The 17,424-nt window shown below is 70.7% G+C and carries 14 protein-coding genes; 9 read left to right on the top strand and 5 right to left on the bottom strand.

What is annotated here, in order from left to right:
• Positions 1-190 precede the first annotated feature (190 nt).
• From D7X96_RS26480 to D7X96_RS26470, 3 genes are all read left to right on the top strand, one after another.
• The gene (locus D7X96_RS26480; protein WP_121771023.1) at positions 191-2,419 is read left to right on the top strand and encodes a tryptophan synthase alpha chain; all 2,229 of its coding nucleotides are present in this window, start codon (positions 191-193) and stop codon (positions 2,417-2,419) included.
• A gap of 145 nt (positions 2,420-2,564) precedes the next feature.
• The gene (locus D7X96_RS26475; RefSeq protein ID WP_120549945.1) at positions 2,565-3,578 is read left to right on the top strand and encodes a hypothetical protein; all 1,014 of its coding nucleotides are present in this window, start codon (positions 2,565-2,567) and stop codon (positions 3,576-3,578) included.
• Positions 3,579-3,731: 153 nt separating this feature from the next.
• Positions 3,732-4,940 (top strand): trigger factor, encoded by a 1,209-nt coding sequence (locus tag D7X96_RS26470; protein WP_120549944.1) that lies wholly within the window; start codon positions 3,732-3,734, stop codon positions 4,938-4,940.
• Positions 4,941-4,963: 23 nt separating this feature from the next.
• Here the strand turns inward: D7X96_RS26470 and D7X96_RS26465 are convergent, their stop codons facing one another.
• Positions 4,964-5,464 carry a hypothetical protein gene (locus D7X96_RS26465; RefSeq protein WP_120549943.1) on the bottom strand — a complete coding sequence of 167 codons (501 nt, stop codon included), beginning with the start codon at positions 5,462-5,464 and terminating at the stop codon, positions 4,964-4,966.
• 213 nt (positions 5,465-5,677) lie between these two features.
• Here D7X96_RS26465 and ppk1 point away from each other — a divergent pair, with 213 nt between their 5' ends.
• Positions 5,678-7,843 (top strand): polyphosphate kinase 1, encoded by a 2,166-nt coding sequence (ppk1, locus tag D7X96_RS26460; protein ID WP_120549942.1) that lies wholly within the window; start codon positions 5,678-5,680, stop codon positions 7,841-7,843.
• 240 nt (positions 7,844-8,083) lie between these two features.
• On the opposite strand, the gene D7X96_RS26455 is transcribed toward ppk1, so the two are convergent.
• From D7X96_RS26455 to D7X96_RS26445, 3 genes are read right to left on the bottom strand one after another with little or no spacing between them, the layout of a single operon-like run.
• The gene (locus D7X96_RS26455; RefSeq protein ID WP_120549941.1) at positions 8,084-9,226 is read right to left on the bottom strand and encodes an App1 family protein phosphatidate phosphatase; all 1,143 of its coding nucleotides are present in this window, start codon (positions 9,224-9,226) and stop codon (positions 8,084-8,086) included.
• A 32-nt stretch (positions 9,227-9,258) separates the two neighbouring features.
• Entirely contained in the window at positions 9,259-11,112 is a 1,854-nt protein-coding gene (locus tag D7X96_RS26450) for a glycoside hydrolase family 15 protein (protein ID WP_121722421.1), read from the bottom strand.
• Positions 11,109-12,203 (bottom strand): glucose 1-dehydrogenase, encoded by a 1,095-nt coding sequence (locus D7X96_RS26445; RefSeq protein WP_121771022.1) that lies wholly within the window; start codon positions 12,201-12,203, stop codon positions 11,109-11,111. Before D7X96_RS26445 ends, D7X96_RS26450 begins: the two co-directional genes overlap by 4 nt.
• Positions 12,204-12,339: 136 nt before the next feature.
• Here D7X96_RS26445 and D7X96_RS26440 point away from each other — a divergent pair, with 136 nt between their 5' ends.
• The 4 genes from D7X96_RS26440 to D7X96_RS26425 all read left to right on the top strand — a co-directional run bounded on the left by D7X96_RS26440 (position 12,340) and on the right by D7X96_RS26425 (position 15,809).
• On the top strand, positions 12,340-12,885 hold the full coding sequence (locus D7X96_RS26440; RefSeq protein ID WP_121771021.1) for a hypothetical protein: 546 nt from the start codon (positions 12,340-12,342) through the stop codon (positions 12,883-12,885).
• 146 nt (positions 12,886-13,031) lie between these two features.
• Positions 13,032-13,949, top strand: a complete 918-nt coding sequence (locus D7X96_RS26435; RefSeq protein WP_121771020.1) for an ABC transporter ATP-binding protein — start codon at positions 13,032-13,034, stop codon at positions 13,947-13,949.
• A gap of 13 nt (positions 13,950-13,962) precedes the next feature.
• Positions 13,963-14,724 (top strand): ABC transporter permease, encoded by a 762-nt coding sequence (locus tag D7X96_RS26430; RefSeq protein ID WP_121771019.1) that lies wholly within the window; start codon positions 13,963-13,965, stop codon positions 14,722-14,724.
• 68 nt (positions 14,725-14,792) lie between these two features.
• Positions 14,793-15,809 (top strand): ABC transporter substrate-binding protein, encoded by a 1,017-nt coding sequence (locus D7X96_RS26425; protein ID WP_121771018.1) that lies wholly within the window; start codon positions 14,793-14,795, stop codon positions 15,807-15,809.
• On the opposite strand, the gene D7X96_RS26420 is transcribed toward D7X96_RS26425, so the two are convergent.
• Positions 15,806-16,234, bottom strand: a complete 429-nt coding sequence (locus tag D7X96_RS26420; RefSeq protein ID WP_121771017.1) for a hypothetical protein — start codon at positions 16,232-16,234, stop codon at positions 15,806-15,808. The genes D7X96_RS26425 and D7X96_RS26420 overlap by 4 nt on opposite strands.
• A 203-nt stretch (positions 16,235-16,437) precedes the next feature.
• Between D7X96_RS26420 and D7X96_RS26415 the strand changes: the two genes are divergently transcribed.
• On the top strand, positions 16,438-17,421 hold the full coding sequence (locus D7X96_RS26415) for an NYN domain-containing protein (protein WP_120549933.1): 984 nt from the start codon (positions 16,438-16,440) through the stop codon (positions 17,419-17,421).
• Positions 17,422-17,424: the final 3 nt, after the last annotated feature.

Raw genomic sequence — 17,424 nt, 5'->3', positions numbered from 1 at the left:
CCCCCCTCCCTGGCCCGTCCGGTGTCCACCAGTGCGCGCCTTCCCGGCGGGCGGGGTGGGACAGTGACGCCTTTCCGACCGCTGGAGACCCGCCGGGACTTGCCGCCGCTTCGCGCGGGGCGGGCCGCTCCCCACCCTTGTCCCCGGGTCCCGTGGCGGATGGGGCCCTCATGGGCGGCGGGAACGAGGCATGGGGCGGACGGGCGGATGGGCGGGATGGGTGTGCCTGCTGGTGCTGTGGGCGGCGTGCGGCCGGACCCTGCCGGAGGAGTCATCCTCGGGGCTGCTGGGCGCGGGCCCTCCGTCCTTCTGCATGCCCATGACGTGCGAGTCCCAGGGCCTGGACTGCGGCTACGCCATCGACGGGTGCGGCGGCACGCTGCACTGCGGTGAGTGCGCGGAAGGAGAGGCCTGCGGCGGGGGCGGCGTGCCCAACGTCTGCGGCCCCCTGCCCTGCGTCCCCACCACCTGCGCGGCGCGGGGCGCCACCTGCGGGCCGCTGCCGGACGGCTGCGGCGGCGTGCTGGACTGCGGCACCTGCGCGACGCCCGAGGTCTGCGGCGGCGCCGGGGTGCCCAATGCCTGCGGGCCCCCGGCCTGCGTCCCCACCACCTGCGAGGCGTCCGGGAAGAACTGCGGGCAGGTCGCGGACGGCTGCGGCCGCGTCCTGGAGTGTGGTGCGTGCGGGCCGGACGAGACGTGCGGCGGAGGCGGCACCGCCAACGTGTGCGGCCGCGCCCCGTGCGTCCCCACCACCTGCCAGGCGCTGGGCAAGGACTGCGGCCCCGTGTCCGACGGGTGCGGCGGCGTCCTGGAGTGCGGCGCGTGCGCCGAGGGGCAGACCTGCGGCGCGGGAGGCGTGGCCAACGTCTGCGCCGCCCCGCTGTGCCAGGCGGCCACCTGCGCCACGCTGGGCACCAACTGCGGCGAGGTGATGGACGGCTGCGGCGGCGTCCTGGAGTGCGGGGCGTGCGCCGCCGACGCGACGTGCGGCGGCGCCGGACAGGCCAACGTCTGCGGCGCCGGCACCTGCGTCCCCACGACCTGCGCGGCCCTGGGCGCGAACTGCGGCCGCGTGTCCGACGGCTGCGGCGCGGTGCTGGAGTGCGGCGGCTGCCTCGGGGCGGAGACGTGCGGCGGCGCGGGCGTGCCCAACGTCTGCGCGAAGTCCGTGTGCACGCCGGCCACCTGCGAGTCCCTGGGCAAGGACTGCGGCCAGGTCGCGGACGGCTGCGGCGGGGTCCTCCAATGTGGCGCGTGCGGAGAGGGCCAGGCCTGCGGCGCGGGCGGCGTGCCCAACGTCTGCGCGACGCCGGGATGCCGGCCGGCCACCTGCGGCTTCCTGGGCGCGACGTGCGGCGCGGTGGCGGATGGCTGCGGCGGCACGCTGGAGTGTGGCACCTGCGCCGCGCCGGAGACCTGCGGCGGCACGGGCGTGCCCAACGTCTGCGCGCCCCCGGAGCCCACGTGCGTGGACCGGGACCTGGGCAGCGCGCTGCCGGTGTCGCTGACGGGCTCCACCGTGGAGGCCCGGGACGACCACGCCGCGTCCTGCGGGGGCTCGGGCGCTCCGGACCGGGGCTACCTGTGGACGGCGCCGCGCTCCGGCACCTTCACCTTCGACACGGCACGCTCGGCGATCCGCTCCGTCCTCGCCGTGTACGCGGACGGCTGCGGCGGCCAGGAGCTCGCGTGCGCCGCGGACGGCATCAGCTACGGCGGCGGGGCCCGGGTGACGGTGACGCTGACGCAGGGCCAGCGCGTCCTGGTGACGGTGGACGCCGTGGCCGGCGGGTCCTTCACGGAGGGCTCCTTCCAGCTCCATATTGATGAGCTGCGCTCCACCGAGGCCGGCGCCTGCTTCGACAACATGGACAACGACGGGGACCGCTGGGTGGACTGCGCGGACACCGAGTGCCGCGACGACCCCCGCTGCAAGGGCCAGGGCTGCGCCCACCACGACCTGGGCAGCGCCCTGCCCCTCACCTTCCAGGGCGAGACGGCCCTCTCCGGCGACGGCTTCCAGGGCACCTGCGGCGCGCTGCTCCAGCAGGACCGCGCCCACCTGTGGACGGCGCCGAAGGACGGCACCTTCGTCTTCGACACCTCGCCCGCCGGAGACCCGGACGCGGGCGCCCATGCCCTGTACCTCCTCACCGGCTGCCGGGGCACGGAGCTGGGCTGCGCCGCGCACCCACATCCCACGACAAAGGACGCCCCCGCGCTGAAGCTCACCCTGGCCCAGGGGCAGTCCGTGCTGGTGGTGGTGGACGGCATGGCCCGGCCGGACCGGGACACCCCCATCCGCTACACCCTCCACGTCACCGAATGGCTCCCCTCCGAGGCCGGCCACTGCCACGACGGCGCGGACAACGACGCGGATGGCCGGGCCGACGACGCGGACCCCGACTGCCGCTGACGCGGTGTGCCAGGACCGGGGTCCGGGACCCACCTTCTCGGTTCATGTGAGGTGCTACGCAACTGATCGACGGCCGGTGCGATAATCCCGGCAAGACGTCAGCAGCCCCATCCATTTTCCTCGAACTCCGACGAGGGAGCCCCACATGAGCCTGATCGACCGCGCCCGCAGTGCCGTCTCCAACACCATCCGCCACGTCCAGCAGGACCCCATCAAGGCGGCGAAGGACATCGGGACGCAGGCGAAGAAGGGCTACGACACCTTCACGAAGGTGAAGACGGCCGTGAAGGACGGCTTCGACAACGTCAAGAGCCTGAAGACGGACGGCTTCAAGGCGACGTTGAAGGGCAACGTCGACAAGATGGTCTCCAAGGCCATGGACCCGAAGACCAAGCTCGACCTCAAGGGCAAGCTGGGCATCGCGGGCAAGGCCTTCGGCACCATCACCAGCGCCGCGAAGCTGGTGGGCCAGGCCGGCACGGCCATCTCCGACGTGCGCAACGCCGTGCGCTCCGGCTCCAGCGAGGACTGGAACAAGGCGCTGGGCTCCGTCGCCACCGCCGGCAAGGGCGTGGTCAGCACCGTCAAGGGCGGCCTGGAGATTGCCCGCGACGTGAACAAGTTCGGCAGCGCGTACAAGGCCGCCAGCGGCGCCTTCAAGGCCGCGGTCCCCGGCGCCGGCCCCAAGCTGGCCCGCGCCGCCGCCGGTGCCGCCGCCAAGGCCGCCTTCGAGGGTGGCGCTTCCTCCGCCATCAAGAGCGGCGTGCGCTCCGCCCTGAAGACCGCCGTCAGCGAGTCCGGCGTGGCCCTGAAGGCCGCCACGGGCACCGCGTCCCGCGCCGCCGCCCGCGCCGCGCTGTCCGAGGGTGGCAAGGCCGCCGCCAAGGCCGGTGCGACCGCCGCCGCCAAGGCCGCCGGGGGCACCCTGGCCAAGGCCGCCGGCCGCTTCGCCCCGGGCGCGAACATCGCCATCGCCGCCTTCGACACGGCGAACGCGGTCTCCACCCTGCGCGACCCGAACGCCAGCACCACCAAGAAGGTCACGGGCGTCATCACCGCCGTGGGCTCCATCGCCGCCGCCACCAACATCCCGGTGGTCAGCCAGGTGGGCGCCGCCGTCTCCGCCGTCTCCAGCTTCGTGGGCGGCCTGTTCGGGTAGTGCCGGACCGAAGTGATTCGAAGGGCCCCGGGTGACTCGACGCCCGGGGATGTCCCCAGGGGGGCCTTTTCTGGTAGGCACCGTGACCGTGTGAGACGCACTCGTTTCAATCCCCTCTGGGACCACGGTCGCTACCTGCCAGGAGGCCCTCCGGTGGCCACGAAGAAGAATCCCCCCGCGAAGTCGCCGGCTCCCGCCGCCAAGGCGTCCGGCCCGTCTTCCGCCCCGGCGAAGCCGGCGAAGTCCGCCGCCGCCAGCTCCAAGCCCCCGGCCAGCTCCAAGCCTCCGGAAGCGCCCGCTCCGGCGCCGGCGGCTCCCGTCCAGCAGCTGGTGCAGCGGCTGCCCGTGGCGCCCGGCCTGGGCCACCAGGCGGACCTGCCGGAGGTGAAGGCTCCCTCGCTGGAGAACCTCAACATCCGCGTGCCCCAGGGCGAGGACCTCACCGAAGAGGACCTGCTGGAGCGCTTCCACGAGCTGGCCCGCGCGAAGGCGGAGGTCCGGCAGCGCGCGGAAGGTGAAGCGCTGGCCATGGGCGACGACGTCCAGCTGGACATCCTGGGTTACGCCAACGGCCGCCTCATCCCGCTGAGCACCCGCATGGGCTTCTGGATGGAGCTGGCGCCCCAGGTGATGCTGCCCGGCTTCGCGGAGGTCATCGCGGAGGCCAGCGTGGGCGACAGCGTGGAGGTGGGGCTGGTGCTGCCGGACAACTACCCGGCGGAGCAGCTGCGCGGCATGCCCGCGCGCTTCCTGGTGGACGTGAAGGGCGCGCGCGAGGTGCGCATGCCGGACACGGAGTCGGACGCGTTCCTGAAGCTCCTGGGCCGCGGCTCCACGCACGAGGAGGTCATGAGCTCCATCGTGGAGGAGATGGAGGGCGAGATGGCCGACATGCTCTGGGTGGACGCGCGCAACCGCGTGCTGGACGAAATCGTCGCCCGCTCGGACGTCTCCGTGCCCAAGGCCCTGGTGGACGAGGAGATCCGCCGCCGCTGGCAGCAGGCCGAAGGCGAGGTGCTGGCGCAGAAGTTCTTCAGCCTGGAAGAGCAGCAGGAGGCGCTGGACGGCTGGATGCACCACCCGGGCATCCGCGACGACGTGGAGCGCCGCCTCAAGATTGCCCTGGTGCTGCGCGCCATCGCCCAGCGGGACAAGCTCCAGCTCACGCCGCAGTACGCGCTGGAGCTGCTCAAGGAGTCCTCGGAGCCCTTCGGCATCACCGAGGCGCAGCTGCGCGAGTCCCTGCTGGACCCGGCCGCCTCCGCCCAGATGATGGACGTCGCGTGGCACCTGCTCGCCGTGGAGCACGTGATGACCCAGGCGAAGGTCACCTTCGAGGGCGCCGAGGCGGCGCTCGCCTGAAGAGCGCCCCCTAAGCCCGGCGGCTACCCCGCCGGGTTCTTGGGCGCGGGCGGCTGCTGGCCCGGCGCGATGAAGGACCCCGTCGCGGGGTCTATCTGCCAGGCCGAGTACTGGTGCGTGAGCACATCGCGCACCTGCCCCTGCTCGTAGCAGACCGAGTACACGACGAAGACCTCGTTGATGAAGTTGGGCCGGCCGTAGCGGTAGCAGTCCCGGTCGCCCTGCTTCTGGAGCGTGAGCGGGTTGCCCAACAGGCCCCCCACCTCCTGGGTCGTCATCCCCGCGCGCAGCACCTTGATGCCGTGCGGCGTCACGACGGAGAAGGACGTGCCGTTTGCACGCCAAAGGGTGAAGAAGCCCAGGGCGAGCACCACCGGCACCGCGGCGGCCACGAACCAGGTGAAGGTGAAGAGGCTGGACTTCTTCCTGGACCCCTCGCGGAAGGCCGTGAACAGGGCGTCCGGGGAGGTGTCCGAGGGGGCACCGTCGGAGACTGCTGGAAGCGGGGCGTTGGGAGTGCTCACCCTCCTTGAATGCCGTCAGTCTCCGCCGGATTCAAGCGGTGGACTGCCGGGGAGTCCACAGCCCGTCCGCCTCGCCGGCCACTGCAGGGGTCGCCCAGGGTGGGATACGCCCGGATGTCCGGTTCCGGTCCAGGCGTGCGAGTTCACAATCGGCGTGGTGCGGGACTGCTAGAGGGCACACCCTGAGGCTCATCTTGGGAGGAGTCACACATCATGGCGAAGCGCGCGGCCGCCAAAGGCACCCAGCAGAAGGTCGTGGACCGGGACGTCGTTCCCCCGGGCACGGAGGTGCCGGACAGCGGCCTGTTCTTCAACCGGGAGCTGTCGTGGCTGGCCTTCAACGACCGGGTGCTGCAGCTGTCCGAGTCGCCGGAGGTGCCGCTGATGGAGCGGCTGAAGTTCATCTCCATCTACGCGCGCAACCTGGATGAGTTCTTCATGATCCGCGTGGCGCGGCTGCACGAGCAGATCGCCGCGCGCGTGGGCCGCCTGGTGCCGGACGGCGCGTCCCCCGGTGACACGCTGGACAAGCTGCACACGGGCATCCTGGAGCAGGGCCGCCGCCACGCGGACTGCTTCGAGAAGACCCTGCGCCCCGCGCTGGCGGAGAAGGGCCTGCGCATCCTGTCCATGAAGGAGCTGGACGCGGATCAACGCGCGCAGGTGGAGCAGCGCTTCCGCGAACAGATATTTCCCGTGCTCACGCCGCTGGCCATCGGGCTGGGGCGGCACTTCCCGTACATCTCCAACCTGTCCCTGAGCCTCGCGGTGCTGCTGCGAGACCCGGTGGCGGAGGAGGAGAGCGTGGCGCGGGTGAAGGTGCCCAAGGAGATATTGCCCCGCTTCGTGCCGCTCAAGGGGGGCGCGCTCTTCGTGCCGCTGGAGGAGATCATCGCGCAGCACCTGGGGGACCTGTTCCCCGGGATGGAGGTCCTCAACTGGAGCCTGTTCCGCGTCACGCGCGACGCGGACTACACCGTGTCCGAGGACGCCGAGGACCTGCTCAAGGCGGTGGAGACGGAGCTGAGCCAGCGCCGCTTCGGGGACGTCATCCGCCTGGAGATTCAAGCGGGCATGAGCGCGAAGCTGCTGGAGCCGCTGGTGGAGGCGCTGACGCTGGAGCCCCGGCAGGTGTACGAGGAGCACGGCCTGCTGGACCTGGCGGACGTGATGTCGCTGGCGATGACGCCCGGCTTCTCCGAGCAGCGCGACCCGCCCTGGACGCCGGTGACGCAGGCGCGGCTGCGCACGGACACCGATTCCCCGGACGGCGGGGGCACGGTGATGTCCGCGATGCGCAGGGGCGATCTGCTGGTGCACCACCCCTACGAGTCCTTCACCTCCTCCGTGGAGCGCTTCGTGAGCGAGGCGGTGGAGGACCCGGACGTGCTGGCGCTGAAGCAGACGGTGTACCGCACGTCGGACAGCTCACCGCTGGTGCCCGCGCTCATCCGCGCGACGGAGCACGGCAAGCAGGCGGTGTGCATGGTGGAGCTGAAGGCACGCTTCGACGAGCGCGCCAACATCCGCTGGGCGAACGCGCTGGAAGAGGCGGGCGTGCACGTCGTGTATGGGATTCCCAGCCTGAAGACGCACGCGAAGGCCATCCTCATCGTGCGGCGTGAGGGCGAGCGGGTGCGGCACTACGTGCACATCGGAACAGGTAACTACAACCCGAAGACGGCGCGGCTCTACACGGACCTGGGGTTGTTCACCACGGACCCGGACATTGGCGCGGACGTGGCGGACGTCTTCAACTTCCTCACCGGCTTTGGCCGGCCGCGCTCCTTCCGCAAGCTGCTGGTGGCGCCGCTGACCATGCGGGAGGGGCTGCTGGAGGAGATCAAGAAGACGCAGGCGGCGCACACGCCGGAGACGCCCGCGCGCATCATGATGAAGATGAACGCGCTGGTGGACCCGGGCATCATCCGCGCGCTCTACGACGCGTCCCGCGCGGGCGTGCGCGTGGACCTCAACGTGCGGGGCATCTGCTGCCTGAGGCCGGGGGTGCCGGGCGTGTCGGAGCACATCCGGGTGGTGTCCAATCTGGGCCGCTTCCTGGAGCACCCGCGCATCTACGCCTTCGAGCGGGGCGCGGCGTCGCGGTGCTACATCGGATCCGCGGACATGATGCCGCGCAACCTGGACCACCGCGTGGAGATATTGGCGCCGGTGGAGGACCCCGCCCTGGCCGCGCAGGTGAAGGACGTGGTGGAGCGCTGCATGGTGGACACCAGCGGCGCGTGGGAGCTGGGCGCGGACGGCACGTGGCGGCGGAGAGTCGCCGCCACGCCCAACGACAAGCGCTCCGCCCAGGGAGAGCTCATGGAGCGCGCCGTCCGCATGGTGCACATGCAGAGCGGGCGCCCCGTGGCCTGAATCAAATCTCGTGGTTCACCAGGCAGGTGCGGGTCCAGCGCGTCGAAGAAGAAGAGCTGGCCGGACATCGTGCTGAACGGCACGGTGCCCCGGTCCTGCCAGGGGTAATCGCTGGAGTCCTGCGACAGCGCGAACACGGACGCCGCCGCGTCCGATGCCACAGCCCCCTCCCCACCCTCAAGCGCCAACCTGTTCCATGCGCACGTGTCACCGCGCCGTGACACGTGCGGTTGGAAATCTTCAGCCCCGCTCGCCCAAAGCGCTGCGCGCGGCGTCCTCGCGGCGGTGGGCCTCCACCTCCGGGACCTCCTCCCAGCGGATCCACCCGGCGCGCGCGGCGTGCCTCGCCGCGGCCACCGTGTCGTCCACGACGACCAGCTCACTGCCCGCGTCGCGGATGTCCTTCGCGATGGCCGCCATCTCCTCGCCGCGCTTGGAGCTCCCCGGCACGTTGCGGATGTAGACGCAGCGGATGCGGCCCGGGTACTCGCGCACGATGGTGCGGTAGTGCTCCGCGTCCTCCTGGCCGCTGTCGCCAATCAACACGAACGGCAGGTGCGCCAGCGTCTCCAGCACGCCGCGAATCTTGTCCAGCTTGTGCCCGTGCCCCCCGCCCGGCGCGAAGCCGTGCCGTGACAGGCCCCAGTCGCGCAGGAGCAGCGGACCAATGGGGATGCGGTGGATGGAGAGGAACTCGTCCAGGTGCTCGTAGAGGTTCCACGGGCTGCTGGACACGTAGAAGATGGGGTTGTCCGCTGTGCCGCTCGCGCCCGCCTGGAGCGCCGCGTAGAACGCGTCCACGCCCGGGAAGGGCAGCCGCACCCGGTGCTCCGTGAGGAACAGCGCCCACGCGCGCTTGAGCGGATCCGTCACCCCCGTGGCGATGACCGTGTCGTCGATGTCGCTGATGACGCCCAGCTCCGCGCTCGTCCCCGCCACCCGCACCGGCGCGGACACGCGCGGCACGCCTTCGGCCTCCGGCGACAGCAGCTCCAGCTCCACCATGTGCCAGCCGGAGCGCACGCCCTCCGGAGGCGGCACCCAGAGTTCGAGGAAGCCCTCCTCGTCCGTCACGCCCTCCCAGCGCTTGTCCCCCCAGCGCACCGCCACGTGCGCGCTGGCGATTTCGCGCGTCATGTAGCGCTTGTAGGACGCCACGGCGCTGCTCCACAGCGTGTGGCGCTGGCGCTGGGGCGTCACCTTGCGCTCCTCCAGCACGCGCGCCTTGATGACCACGCGCTCCGGGGTGCCGTAGCCCCGGTACGGCAGGATGCGCAGCGGCGGGGCGATGCCCAGCCCCTTGCGCACGCGGCGGCTCAGCACGTCGTAGTGGGCATCCGCCTTGACGGCGAAACGGAACAGCAGCGGGTACAGGTCGGGCATGGCGGGTGTGCGCGAGTCTACCGTCCCCTCCGTCAATCGTGGCGGCCCAACGTCCGGTCCAGGTTGTACGCGGCGCTGATGAGCGACAGATGCGTGAGCGCCTGCGGGAAGTTGCCCATCGCCTCGCCGGACATGCCCGTCTGCTCCGCGTACAGCCCCAGGTGGTTCGCGTAGCCCTGCATCCGCTCGAAGATGAGCCGCGCCTCGTCCAGCAGGTCCGGCCGCACGGGGCTCGCGCGCGTCATCGCCTCCACCAGCCAGAAGCTGCACAGGTTGAAGGTGCCTTCGCTGCCCTCAATCCCATCCAGCTTCGTGTCCGTGTCGTAGCGGAACACCAGGCCGTCCGACGTCAGGCCCCCCTCGCGCGGCGGCTTGCGGAGGACGTCCAGCGTGGAGAGCATCCGCGGATCCACCGGTGACAGGAAGAACACCAGCGGCATCAGGAGGTTCGCCGCGTCCAGCGCGTCGTGCCCATAGGCCTGGATGAAGGCGCCCTTCTCCTTGCACCAGCCCTTGTCCATGATCTCCTCGAAGATGGTGTCGCGCGTCTTCAGCCACTTCGCGCGGTCCGCCGGCAGGCTGCGCTTGTCCGCCAGCCGGATGGCCCGGTCCACCGCCACCCAGCACATCAGCTTCGAATAGACGAAGTGCCGGCGAGACCCGCGGATCTCCCAGATGCCCTCGTCCTCCATCCGCCAGTGGTCGCACACCCAGTCCACCAGCCGCCGCAGGTGGCTCCAGAAGTCATACGAGATGGGCACCGCGTACTTGTTGGACAGGTACACGGAGTCCATCAGCTCCCCGTAGATGTCCAGCTGCAGCTGGTTCGCCGCCGCGTTGCCAATGCGCACCGGCCGCGCGCCGCCATAGCCGCGCAGGTGATGCAGCTGCTCCTCGTCCGGCACCCGGCTGCCGTCCAGGCGGAACATCAGGGGCAGCGGTCCGTCCCCGTTCTCCGCGCAGCGCTTCTCCACCCAGCGCATGAACGCCTCGGCCTCCTCGTTGAAGCCGATGCGCAGGAACGCGTAGACGGTGAACGCCGCGTCCCTCAGCCAGCAGAAGCGGTAGTCCCAGTTGCGCGTGCCGCCGGGGGACTCCGGCAGGCTGCACGTGGGCGCGGCGATGATGGCCCCGGACGGCTCGAAGGTCATCAGCTTCAGCGCCAGCGCCGAGCGCTGCACCATCTCCCGCCACCGCCCCGTGTACTTGCACCTGGACAGCCAGTGGCGCCAGTAGTCCACCGTGTCCCGGAAGAGCTTCTCCGCGGAGTCGTGCGTGTGCAGGTGGTGCTGGCAGCCCTCCTTGCCGCCCTCGCGCAGGGTGAAGACCGCGGACTGGCTCTCCTTCAGCGTGAAGTGCGCGACGACGCCGTTCTTGTCCTTCTTCAGGGGAATGGGCGTCACCAGCTGCATGCGCAGGCTCTTGGAGAGGAAGGCCGCGCCGCCGTCCACCACGTGCGTCTCGTGCTCGTCCCGCGCGTAGTTGAACGCGGGGAAGCACTCCATGCGGAAGGACATCACCCCGCGCACCACGCGGATGCGCCGCAGCACCTCGCGCCCCTCCGCCCTCGCCCCCTTGCCCAGGGGCATCAGGTCGATGAGCTCTCCCACGCCGTCCGGCGTGTAGAAGCGCGTCACCAGCACGTTGGTGTCCGGCCAGTAGAACTGCCGCTTCATCACCCCGTCGGGCTCCGGGGACACGCGCCAGTACCCGCCCCTCTCCGGGTCCAGCAGCGCCGCGAAGATGCTGGGGCTGTCGAAGTGCGGATAGCACAGCCAGTCGATGGTGCCCTCGTTGCCCACCAACGCCACCGTGCGCAGGTCGCCGATGATGCCGTGGTCTTCAATGGCGATGCCGCCCTTCAGGTCCTCGTGGTGGGGATTCACCGGGCATGCTCCTGGAACGAGATGACGTGCTTGATGCCGCCCTTCGCCTCCACCACCTTGGCGAACTCCGACGGCGGGTGGCGCTGGGTGATGAGCGCCTCCAGTCTCCCCGGCCACTTCGCGCGGAAGCGGGCCAGATCCTCCAGCGCCTCACGAAAGTCCCCGTCGGACGCGTTCACCGTGCCGAACATCACCCGGTTGCCCAGGACCAGCTGCCCCATCACCTGGTCACCCTGCAGCTCCAGCGGCTCCTCGCGTCCGGGCACGCCGGTGAAGATGAGCACGCCGTTCTCCCCCAGCACCTGGAGCGAGTCGAAGGCCACCTTCGACGCCCCCGTCGCCTCGTAGATGACGTCCACGCCGCCCAGTTGTTTCTTCAGGGCCTCCACCGTCACCTCCTTGGAGGAGATGTACGGCGCGCCCATCGCCTCCGCCGCGGCGGCCTTCTCATTGGGCTTGGGGCTGCGCGAGTACACCGTCACGTCGAAGCCCGCGCGCATCAGCGCCATGGCGCCCAGCTGCGCCACCGGCCCCGCGCCCAGCACCAGCGCCTTGCCCGGGCTCAGCTTCCACGGCAGGCGGGACTGGATGTGAGCGACCTCGCGCAGGCCCTTCTCCGCGATGGTGAGCGGCTCCGTGAGCACGGCCACGCCGCGCAGGGAGTCCTCCGCCTTGTGCAGGTAGGCCGCGTCCTCCACGAAGTGCTCCGAGCAGAAGCCGTGCGCGCCTTTGATGCCGCGCTCCGTGTAGTCCCCCGTCACGCAGAAGTCCGGGTGGCCATGGCGGCACGCGGGGCAGTGCGCGTGGGGACAGGGCCTGCGCACCCGGGGCACCACCAGGTCCCCCGGCTTCAGCCCCTGCACGTGCGCGCCCACCTCCATCACCTCGCCCAGGCACTCGTGGCCCAGGATGAGGTGGTCCTCGCCCCTGGGCGCCTCGCCGTGGTGGCCCTTGAGGATGTCCTGGTCGGTGCCGCAGACGCCCACCTCCAGCGTGCGCACCTTCACCTGGGTGGGTGAGTGCAGCTTCGGCTCGGGAACGTCGAGGACGCGCACCTCGCGCGAGGGGAACATGATGGCCACGGCCTTCATGGGTGGATGGCTCCTTCCGGGCGAAGTGCTGAATGTCCCAGGACAAGGGGTGCGGACTTGGGACCCATGTCGCAAGTGCCCGTCCGCCTGCCTGGAGGTCGACACCTCGAGGCGCACGGGTCTATAGACCCAGGCCGTGCGTGCGCCCCCCGCCTCCCGACGCAGCCGCGCCACCGCCATCGGTGCCACGGCCTTCCTGATGCTCGCCCTGCCCTTCCTGGTCCTGGGGGTGTTCTTCCTCAACCAGAAGGCGCGCATGGACCTGCGCTGTGAACCCCAGGGCCCGTGCGTCCTCATCCGCTCCAGCTGGCTGGGCCAGGAGGAGGTGGGCCGCTACGCGCCCGCGGACATCCAGGGCGTGGAGGTGGCCCGCAGCCGCAGCACCCGCAGGGGCGCGGCGCCCATCTTCCGGCCCCAGCTGCAGACGACCTTCGGCGTCCAGCCGCTCGCCTACCAGTGGACGGAGTCCCAGGAGGAGGCCCAGGCCTTCGCGGACACCGTGCGGCGCTACCTCGCGGGTCCCCGCACGGACGTGCTCGCGGTGTTCCAGGACGACCGCAAGGCCTCGCTGCGCGTGGGCGGCGCCTTCACCGTCGTGGGCCTGGCCGTGCTCGCCCTGAGCCTGTGGCTGCTGTCCCGCACGCTGGCGCACCGCAAGGCGGAGCGGGCCGCGGCCCCCTGACAGGCGCCCCTGACAGGCGACAGAAGACGTCGGAAAGCAGCCGGCCGGGCGCCTTTGACTTCACTCTCTGTCCTACAGTGAAAGGCGCCTGCCCGCTTCCAGCCCCCTCCTGTGCGACCGCGAGGCAGGTGAATAGGTTCTGGCGAATGTTTCGACGCCTCATCGAGCGGATGCGGGGCCTGCGCCGGGTGGCGCCCTCATTCCTGCGGCCAGCGAAGGTGGACGCGGAGCGGGCGAAGATCTCCATCGCCCAGCTGGACCACCACTACGCCAACAAGGTCGTGGCGCTGAAGGACGTGAACCTCAACGTCCGCTCGGGTGAGTTCGTCTGCCTGCTCGGCCCTTCCGGCTGCGGCAAGTCCACGCTGCTCTACGCGCTGGCCGGCCACGTGGTGCCCACCGGCGGCCGCGTGGCCATTGACGGCAAGCACATCCACGGGCCCGGTCCGGACCGGCTCCTGATGTTCCAGGAGGCCGCGCTGTTCCCGTGGCTCACCGTGCGCGGCAACATCACCTTCGCGCTGGGCGCCCGGGGCGTGCCCCGCGCCGAGCGCCGCGCGCGGGCGGACGCCTTCATCCAGCGCGTGCGCCTGGAGGGCTTCGAGGACACGCTGCCCCACCAGCTCTCCGGCGGCATGAAGATGCGCGCCAGCCTCGCCCGGGCGCTCGCGGTGGACCCCACCGTGCTCCTGATGGACGAACCCTTTGGCGCGCTGGACGCACAGACGCGCGTGCACATGCAGGAGCTGTTGCAATCCATCTGGATGCGCTCCGGCAAGACCGTGGTGTTCGTCACCCACGACGTGCAGGAGGCGCTGATGCTGGGCACCCGCGTGGTGCTGATGGCGCCCCGGCCGGGCCGCGTGGTGGAGGACCTGGAGATCCACCTGCCCATGCCGCGCTCGCTGGAGGACCCGTCCCTGGACGCCATGGCGCGCGACATCCGCCACCGCCTGCGCGCCTCGGAAGGGGCCACCGAGGAGACTCCGCCCACGGAGCCCGTGCAGCGCCGCACGCGCACGCCGTCCAGCCTGCCTCGCCCAAGCATCGTGAGCGGCCGTTAGAGGGAACACCACCATGCTGAAGTGGGCGCAGAAGCTGGGGATGATTGTTCTGCTCTTCGCGCTCTGGGAGGGGCTGTCGCGCTCGGGCGTGTGGAACAAGCACCTGTTCCCCGGGCCGCTGGAGGTGGTCCGGACGCTCGTCGCCATGGCCCGCGATGGTCAGCTGGGTGGCGCCACGCTGCGCTCCCTGGGCCGGCTGACGCACGCCTATGTCATGTCCGTGGGGATCGGTGTCCCGCTGGGGCTGTGCATCGCCCGGCTGGCCTTCTTCCGCAACGCGGTGAAGCCGGTGGTGATGGGCCTGCAGGCGCTGCCCTCCATCTGCTGGCTGCCGTTGGCCCTGCTGTGGTTCGGCCTCAACGACAGCGCCATCCTCTTCGTGGTGGTGATGGGCAGCGTGCTGGGCATCGCCATCGCCACCGAGGACGCGGTCAACGGCCTGGACCCGCAGCTGTCCCGCGTGGCCAGCACCCTGGGCGTGCGGGGCCTGCGCTTCTACTTCGGCGTGCTCCTGCCCGGCGCGCTGCCCGGCATCGTCACCGGCCTGAAGCTGGGGTGGAGCTTCGCGTGGCGCGCGCTGCTCGCGGGCGAGCTGCTCTTCGTCTCCGGCGGCCTGGGCCAGCTGCTCACCATGGGCCGCGAGCTGATGGACGTGTCGCAGGTGATGGCGGTGATGCTGGCCATCATCCTCATTGGCATCACGGTGGACCGCGTCCTCTTCCAGACGGTGGAGACGCGCCTGAGGCGCAGGTGGGGACTGACGGCGTCCGTGTGAGCCTCACGACGCTTGAGCACTCACGGGCATTGATAACAGGCGGGGAATCTCCTTTAGCGTGACGCCCCATGTCTTCCGCGCGTCCGCTGTCCCTGCTCCTCGGTGTCTGCGCCGTCCTCCTGACCACCGTCACGTCCTGCAAGAAGGACATGCCCTCCGGCGCCAACGCGCCCTTGCGCGTGGCCTTCTTCCCCAACATCACGCATGCGCAGGCGCTGGTGGCGAACTCCGAAGGGCTCTTCGGCTCGCAGCCCGGCATGGGCCACGTGGAGGTGAAGCAGTTCAACGCGGGCCCGGCGGCCATGGAGGCGCTGGTGGCGGGCTCCGTGGACGTGGCCTACGTGGGCCCGGGCCCCGCCATCAACACGTACCTCAAGGCCGGCAAGGAGCTGCGCATCATCGCGGGCGCGGTGAACGGCGGCGCGGTGCTGGTGGTGAAGAACGTGAAGACGGCCGCGGAGCTCAAGGGCAAGAAGCTGGCGAGCCCACAACTTGGCAACACCCAGGACATCGCCCTGCGCACCTGGCTCAAGGCCCAGAAGCTGAACATCACCGCGGACGCGGGCGGCGACGTGCAGGTGATTCCCATCAGCAACCCGGACATCCTGGCCCAGTACCTCCAGGGCGCCATCGAGGGCGCGTGGGTGCCCGAGCCCTGGGGCGCGCGCATGCTCGCCGAAGGGGGTGGCCACATCCTGGTGGACGAGCGCGACCTGTGGCCGGACAAGCGCTTCCCCACCACGGTGGTGGTGACGACGAAGAAGGTGCTGGAGACGCAGCGCCCGCGCATCGCGGCGCTGCTGCGCATCCACACGCAGCTGACCGAGCGCTGGCGCGCGGACCCGGCGGCCTTCGCCACGTCGGTGAACGCCGCCTTCGGCCAGCTCACGCGCAAGCCCCTGCCGGCGCCCGTGCTCCAGGACGCGTTCTCCCGCCTGGAGCCGAGCCTGGACCCGGTGCCCGCCGCGCTGAAGACCTCCGCCGAGCACGCGAAGTCACTGGGCTTCATCCCCGGTGACGACATCGCGGGCCTGGTGGACCTGAGCGTCCTGGACGAGGTGCGCGGCGGCGCGAAGCCGAACTAGTCCTGCTTCTCCCCCTGGAGGGACAGGGCCACGTTGTCTGTCTTGTCCACCTGGTAGAGGGCCTGGATCTGCTGGCCCTTCTCCGGCTGCTTGAGGATGCGCAGGGCGCTCATGTCCAGCGGCACCACCGGCCCGGTCACGTCGTGCACGTACAGCATCATCCCGGAGCGCTTCACCACCGGCCCGTTGACCTGGCGCACCTTGTCCGGGTCCGGCGTGATTTGACGCACGGCCTGGTTGGGAGAGATGAGCTCCGGCGACGTGGTGGGCACCGTGCTCACGGCGTTGGAGGGGCTCTCGCTCGAAAGCTCGGTGTAGTTCGACTGGTTGCCAGGACCGGCGGCGCTTTCGCCAATCTGGGGCTCGCGCGCCAGGGCGGGCCCCGCGCACAACAAGAGGCCGAGCGTCGGTGCGGCCCACGCCATGGTTCGCCAATTCCGGGGGAATCCGTGCATCATGCTGACACCTCCGTGTCACGGGGGCGCTGCCCCCGGGGTCACTTCCCAACGTAGGGTGGACAGCACTGAATGTTCAGGGCGGAACACGGACCGTGCGCGCGGCAGCGTCCCCACAGTAGGGTGGAGCGCACGCGAGCCAAGGACCGCTCGCACACGAATACGAGGCACCTTTGGCTGGACGCACCGACGAGCAGCACCGCATCGCCCTCTTCATCGACTTCGAGAACCTGGTGACCAACACGGGCATCAGCGCCAACAACTTCGACCTGCAGCCCGCCCTGGACCAGCTCCTGGAGCAGGGCAAGGTCGTCTTCCGCCGCGCCTACTGCAACTGGTCGCGCTTCGAGGACGCGAAGCAGCGCCTGCACGACGTGGGCGTGGAGCTGGTGGACGTGCCCCCCTCCACCCGCGCCGGCAAGAACAGCGCGGACATGCGCCTGGTCATCGACGCGCTGGAGCTGTGCTACGCGCGCGAGCAGATTGACACCTTCGTCATCGCCTCCGGCGACAGCGACTTCTGCCCCCTGGCGTACAAGCTGCGTGAGAACGGCCGCACCGTCATTGGCCTGGCCGTGCGCGAGGCCAGCTCCCAGATGTTCGTGCGGGCGTGCGACCAGTTCATCTACATGAAGCCCAAGCACAAGGGCGAGTCCTCGCACAAGGACAAGGACCACGGCGGCCGGGGCTCCAAGTCAGACGAGGGCAAGGGCGGCAAGCGGGGCGGGAAGGGCCACGACAAGGGCCACGAGGGCAAGGGCGCCAAGGAAGGCGCCGAGTCCAAGGGCGGCAAGGCCAAGGCGGAGGTCCCCGCCGTCGCGCGCGAGGTGGTGCAGAGCCTGCTGCGCCGCGCGACCGGGCCGCTCAACCCGTCGCTCGTCAAGGAGACCATCGTCCGCAAGGAGCCCGACTTCGACGAGCGCGACCACGGCTTCTCCACCTTCGCGCGGCTCCTGGAGGCGCTGGAGCAGGAGGGGTTGCTGCGCCGCATCCAGCAGGGGCGCCAGGGCTACATCGTGGGCCCGGACTCGGACTTCGGCGCTCCGGCGCGCGAGAGCAAGGGCGGCAAGGGGCGCCACGCCAAGGCGCCCACCCCGGTGGAGGAGGAGGAAGAAGAGCTGGAGTCCTATCCGGACCCCGAGGACGAGGGGCTGTAGTCC

The sequence above is a fragment of the Corallococcus interemptor genome (assembly GCF_003668875.1).
GTDB classification, from domain to species: domain Bacteria; phylum Myxococcota; class Myxococcia; order Myxococcales; family Myxococcaceae; genus Corallococcus; species Corallococcus interemptor.
This window is presented reverse-complemented; position numbering and strand designations above follow the sequence as displayed.